At 35.8% G+C, this 6,138-nt stretch carries 2 protein-coding genes and 1 pseudogene; 2 read left to right on the top strand and 1 reads right to left on the bottom strand.

What is annotated here, in order from left to right; genetic code table 11:
• Positions 1–8: 8 nt before the first annotated feature.
• On the bottom strand, positions 9–3,887 hold the full coding sequence (gene porU, locus I3217_RS14935; RefSeq protein ID WP_435050577.1) for a type IX secretion system sortase PorU: 3,879 nt from the start codon (positions 3,885–3,887) through the stop codon (positions 9–11).
• Between the two features lie 262 nt (positions 3,888–4,149).
• Here porU and gldJ point away from each other — a divergent pair, with 262 nt between their 5' ends.
• Both gldJ and I3217_RS14945 read left to right on the top strand, forming a co-directional pair.
• The gene (gldJ, locus tag I3217_RS14940; RefSeq protein WP_435050578.1) at positions 4,150–5,838 is read left to right on the top strand and encodes a gliding motility lipoprotein GldJ; all 1,689 of its coding nucleotides are present in this window, start codon (positions 4,150–4,152) and stop codon (positions 5,836–5,838) included.
• Positions 5,839–6,028: 190 nt separating this feature from the next.
• A pseudogene (locus tag I3217_RS14945) lies at positions 6,029–6,138 on the top strand (N-acetylmuramic acid 6-phosphate etherase); the annotation flags it as partial.

Consider the following 6,138-nt stretch of genomic DNA (forward strand, 5'->3'; position numbering starts at 1 on the left):
ATTTTTTATTAAAGTATGACAAGTTTCTCTATTTTTTCTACGGTTTTATTTAAGGTATTGGACTTAACAGTTAATTTATAAACATAAACACCTTTACCTATTTTATCTCCAAAATCGTCTCTCCCATCCCAAACGATATCTCTTGACAAAGAAGAACTTCCCTGATTACAGCATTCTCCCCCATTTGTCTGTCCATTTAAAGTTCTAACGAGTTTTCCCGAGACGGTAAAGATTTGTATTGAAACGTCTAAAGTATCGGAACTATTGTGGTTAAACCAAAATTCTGTGTAATTAACGAATGGATTTGGGTAATTTAAGACGTTATTGACTACTAATTTCTGATCTTCATCGAAAACGATGAACTGAATTTCGGTAGTCGAGGAATTATTATAAACATCCCAGGCCTTAACACTTAAGGTATGTAAACCTGGTTCTAAATCGCGAAACGGATAAGTTGCCACACCTTTTTGATAACTATCAATCTCAGTTTCATAATAATCGTTCAACACATAAGGATTGGTTTCATCTCCATCTATTAAAGCTACAATATCATGCCCGATACCGCTTGCCGTATTTATTCCGTTTTCATCCTCCAGTTTTACCAGTAAAGAAGGCGAGGTATTGGTAATTCCACCAGAGACAAAATTTTCATCATTCATAAAGATCGAAACTAATGGTCCGGTGTTATCTTCAGGAGCATTTTCATTTATTCCTCCTATTTTCACCTGATTTACACTTGCCCCGGTCTGGTCCTGTGTGGGATTTTCTGTTTTTGAATAAAAACTTAATTTACCGTAACCTTCCGGCACTCCAATGTCCTTTGGCACAACAAATTCAAATTGAAACTGCCCATTGGATACCGAGGCTTGTCCTCTAAAAATAATTTCACCCAAGGTGGTAAAATCCATAGTATATACCGATCCGTTTACGGTAGTTCCATCATTACCCAAAGTAGTCCGCTCAATTTCCTTATCGTAAATTGTAGATGTTAGAACTCCGTTATAATCTGTTAACACCTGGCCAGAAGCATCGGTAACCTCCCCGGATAATGAGACTTTACTTAAGGCTTTTAAAGGTTCAGTTGTTGGGGAAACCGCTTTACCGTTAACCTGAGTTAGTCTGATATTTGGATTTGGAATAGCCAGTTTCATGGCAGGATCCCCAATATAAAACACCAAATGTCTTTGGCTTGTTCCCGATATAGAAGAGTTTGTTTTTGTTAATCGCAAGGCTTCAGCCATAGAAGGATACGTATTACCTGTACTACCAGAACCATTGTAAGCAAACAGATATTCACTCAACACCGTATTAAAAGCAATACCAACACTTACAAATATTTCTCTTGTTGTAGTTATCAAACTTATTGCTCCTCCATTAGTGTTCCAGAATGTGTATTCTCCGGCAGTTGGTCGCAAGGGGTTATCAAATCTAGTGTATTCACAGGTCACCGTTACAAAGCAATTCATTTTACACACGTTCGTTAAGTTTTCTGCATCCGGCTTCATAAAAATACGTTCGTGCGCCAGACCGTCTTCTCCTCCATGCCCAAAATAATTCACTAACAATGCTCCGTTTTCAATAGCATTAACCATAGCCTGATTTACTTCTGTATACCTATTTCCTCCGGCAGAAGATTCCTGTTGATAGGCATCGGAATGTATTTTTGTGACATTTAAAAACGGTTTATGTTCCGATATGAGGTTCGCTATATTATCTGTTGTTTGCTCTAACACTACTTCCCAGGATTCATCAACATCATCCGAAACCATAACTACACCATTTCTCCAACTCCCGAATGAAGCATCTGTATAATATCGCTCAATTTTATCAACCATATCTTTGGCCTGAGACGGAGAATCTGCTATTATTCGTCCAACAGCAATATCCAATCGATCTGAAGTTCCCATATTTCCTTCATTTTCATCCATCATACCATAAAAATCATCAGATATATACGAGTTTGTCAAGCTGAAACTTTCATAAGAATGCCAGGAGGGTACAATATTGGTATTATTCTGCACTCGATCTTTATAATCGTAAGATCCATCTCCAAACAAACACACATATTTTAAACGATTTGCTTCGGAACTGGCATTATCGTATACATACTTAATTAAGTTACGAATTGCAGCAATATCTGGATTACCAGTACTAAATTCTTTATAAATTTCCTCGAGTGTTACAACCTTGACATTTAAACCATATTGAGCTGTATTAATATCGGCTAAACGCATAGCCTGAGTATAAAAGTTTTCGGGAGCTACAATTATATAGTCTATATCCTGAAATTGTCCTGACTCGTTTGAAAAAATACTGCCTTTTAAATCCTGATTGCTAATTCGGGTACTGGACTCTCTTCGTGGTGTAAAGTAATCTGAGGGTGTAAGCGCCACGAATTTTTCCAAAAGCCCCGATTGGCGCTTAAATGTAATTACACCAGCACTTTCCGTATTTTCTAAATTTGTTACATTATTAATATCGGTAACATTCCAGATTTCGGAGATTCGACTGGCTTCCTGAACTTCGTAAGCAACGACTCCCGAAGTTGTAGTTACCCTATTGTTATAAAATTCAAACTGTTTACCGTAAAATTTTAAACCTCGTGTAGGCTCAAGAGAAATATAATCTAAATACCCTAAAGCACTTGGATTTCCTCTTTTGTCATAATTTAATCCGATTCTGATTGTTTCATTGGTACTTTCGATTTTCGTATTCAATACCGCCTGATTGGCTAATGTAGGATCGTTCGCCGCACTAACATTAAGTGTTGTTATCGAATTTCCATTAACACTTACATTAAAGGCTGAAGGATTACCTGAGGTAGAAGCAACAATGGTTTTTAACGGAATAGATTCCGTAGTAATCAGATCAGGAATTTCAAAAGTAAACAACTTTTGCAGAGTGACATCAAAACGATCTCCAAACCAACGTCTCCCGAGACTAGCCAGATTATAATCATCATTTTCATGAAACACGTACATTTGATGTGTATTAATTGTATAATCTGAGGCTGACTCAGGTTGAATAAAATTCTGAATACGTTTCCCATCGTTAGGCCCGATTTGTAAATAATACGATGTTTTATCTGTATAACAGTTTATATTGGTATTTTTCGAACTGTCATATCCTCTAGGACCAACAGCATAAAACAAAATATAATCGCCGTTATCAAAACTTCCATCCTCTTCCCCTACAACTTTAATGGCATTTTCCACAACATCGAATGGCTGAACTTCACTATTACTATAAGGAATCATCTGACCACCGTTACCAAAAATTTTTAACTGTTTAGGATTTATATTATTCACATTTAATCCTAAACTTTCAATAAACGATTTAGATAATCTGTATACGCCAGTGGTATCCACAAAAAACTGGAACCACTCCCCAGACTTTAATACAGAACTACTAATAGTTTGATTATACCTATTGGTTCTTTCACTACTTATTCCAAATTTATAACTTACTTTAAACGAGGTGATCCTTTTATAAGTATTTTGTCCATCTTTTACAATAGGTGATAACTTTAAAAAAGCATACGTTTTTTCACGAGCCTTGGCAGTCTTCAGGCTAAATTCGACCTTCGAAGGAATCTTTTGTGTATCTAATTGCCCAAGTTCTTGTTTTGAAATAGCACTATAAGTAACATTTTCTAACTGTACTGAACGTTCATTTATAGGTCCACTAGTTTCCCATTGTTGAATATAAGAAATCCCTTCTTCAAAACTATAATTAAATGCGTCACTATTAAATGAAGGCAGTTCTAAAGTATAACTTCCTGCTGAAATAGTTTGCGACTTCCCCCATGAAATCTGGAAATCTTTAGATTGAGAAAAGCCTACAAATGAGACACATAAAACAAAAAATAGTATAAAAGTCGTTTTCATTATTTAGTTAACGTTTCACAAGGTCAGTTAGTATAATAGCTGAATAATTTAAAAATTGATTCAAAAGTACAATAATAATTTATCTAAACCAGCGTTTATAAAATCGAGATAAGTGGTCAAAAATGGTCAAAATCATCGGTATAAGGTTAAAAAAATAGGATGAAATACACTTTTTTTAGATCAAATTTTATATATTCGCTTGTGGTATAAGGTTAAATTCTTATATTGCGTCACCAAAAATAACATTTGCTTACTTAAACGTATGGATATGAAAAACGTAGTAACAATTAAAGGAGTATTAGTAATAACACTCGCTTTAGCCGCTATTAGCTGTAAAAATTCAGGCTCGAAAAACAGTTCGAGGGCCACAGGATGGGAAATTAATTCTAAAGAGGGAGGTTTCCAATACAACACTCAATATAAAGAGCAAGAAACTGCTCCTGGTTTAGTGTTTATCGAGGGAGGTACCTTTACTAAAGGTAAAGTACAAGATGATGTAATGCACGACTGGAACAATACTCCAACACAACAACACGTACAATCGTTCTATATGGACGAAACGGAAGTAACAAATATTATGTATTTAGAATATTTAGATTACTTAAAGCGTTTATATCCACCTTCACAAGAAAACTTCAGAGCAATTTATAACGGAGCTTTACCAGATACTTTAGTATGGAGAAACCGTTTAGGGTATAACGAAGTAATGACTGACAACTACCTGCGTCACCCTGCCTATGCAGAATACCCTGTAGTTGGTGTTAGCTGGATTCAGGCTGTAGAATTCGCAAAATGGCGTACAGATCGTGTTAACGAACACAATTTAGCCGATGCGGGTTACTTAGACAAGAATGCCATTTTAACTGATGTTTCTGCCGATTCAAACTTTTCTACCGAAGCTTATATTAATGCTCCGTCACAAACCTATGCTGGTAATGAAGAGATTAAAATAACAAGTAAAAAAGGGACAACTAAAACCGATCCAGAAGGAAATGAAGTTGAAACCAATATTTATGCTACCCGCGAAACAGGTATCATTTCGCCATCGTATAGACTACCTACAGAAACAGAATGGGAATACGCCGCTTTAGGTCTTTCTGAATTAAGAGAATACAACGTATATCGTGGTAGAAAGAAATACCCATGGGATGGTCAATATACACGTTCTGGCAAACGTAGAACTTTAGGCGATCAAATGGCTAACTTCAAACAAGGAAAAGGAGATTACGGTGGAATTGCCGGTTGGTCTGATGATAATGCCGATATTACTGCTGAAGTTAAATCATACGAACCAAACGACTTTGGATTATATGATATGGCAGGAAACGTTGCTGAATGGGTAGCTGATGTTTATCGTCCAATTGTAGATGATGACTTTAACGACTTTAACTACTATCGTGGAAACGTTTATACTAAAAATGCTATAAATGAAGACGGAACAGTTAAAATAGTTACAACTAATGATATTGTGTACGACACATTAAGCAATGGTAAAATTGTAGCAAGAAATTTACCAGGAGACATTTTACAGGTTCCAATCACAGAAGAAGAAACCTATTTAAGAACAAACTTCGATTCTAGTGATAACAGAGACTTTAGAGATGGTGACAAACGTTCTTCCCGTTATTTTGGACAAACATTCAATGATGTGACTGAAAGTGATGAAGACGCCCAAACAAAAAAGATGTACCACGCACCTAAACATACTGTAACTACAGATTCTGCTGGTAACTTAATTAGAGAATACGACAAATCTAATTCTAAGACCTCTTTAATTAGTGACGAAGTTCGTGTTTATAAAGGAGGATCCTGGAGAGACAGAGAATACTGGTTAGATCCGTCTCAAAGACGTTACTTCCCACAGGATATGGCAACAGACTATATCGGATTCAGATGTGCAATGTCTAGAGTTGGTTCTAAAACCAAATCGAAGATAAAGACAAAACATTAATCGTTTTTTATTCATAAGTTTTAAAAAGGTGTTCATATTGAACACCTTTTTTTATTGCACTAAATTAGCCATTAGAAAACCAACTGCACAATACGTATTAAAGCAAACAAAATTTAAACCGGAATAGAATACACAATTACTTATAACCAGGAACTAACTTATAAGCAGTTTACAGTTCCTGATTATTTGAAAAAATGCGGTAGAATTCGCAGAAGATTCAACCACACAAGGCTGGATAGACTTAAAAGCACGTGATATTTCCACTAAAGATGTGGTTATAGGAATTGCCGCCTCGGGAAC

This window comes from Formosa sp. S-31, from assembly GCF_051172795.1.
Taxonomy (GTDB): domain Bacteria; phylum Bacteroidota; class Bacteroidia; order Flavobacteriales; family Flavobacteriaceae; genus Formosa.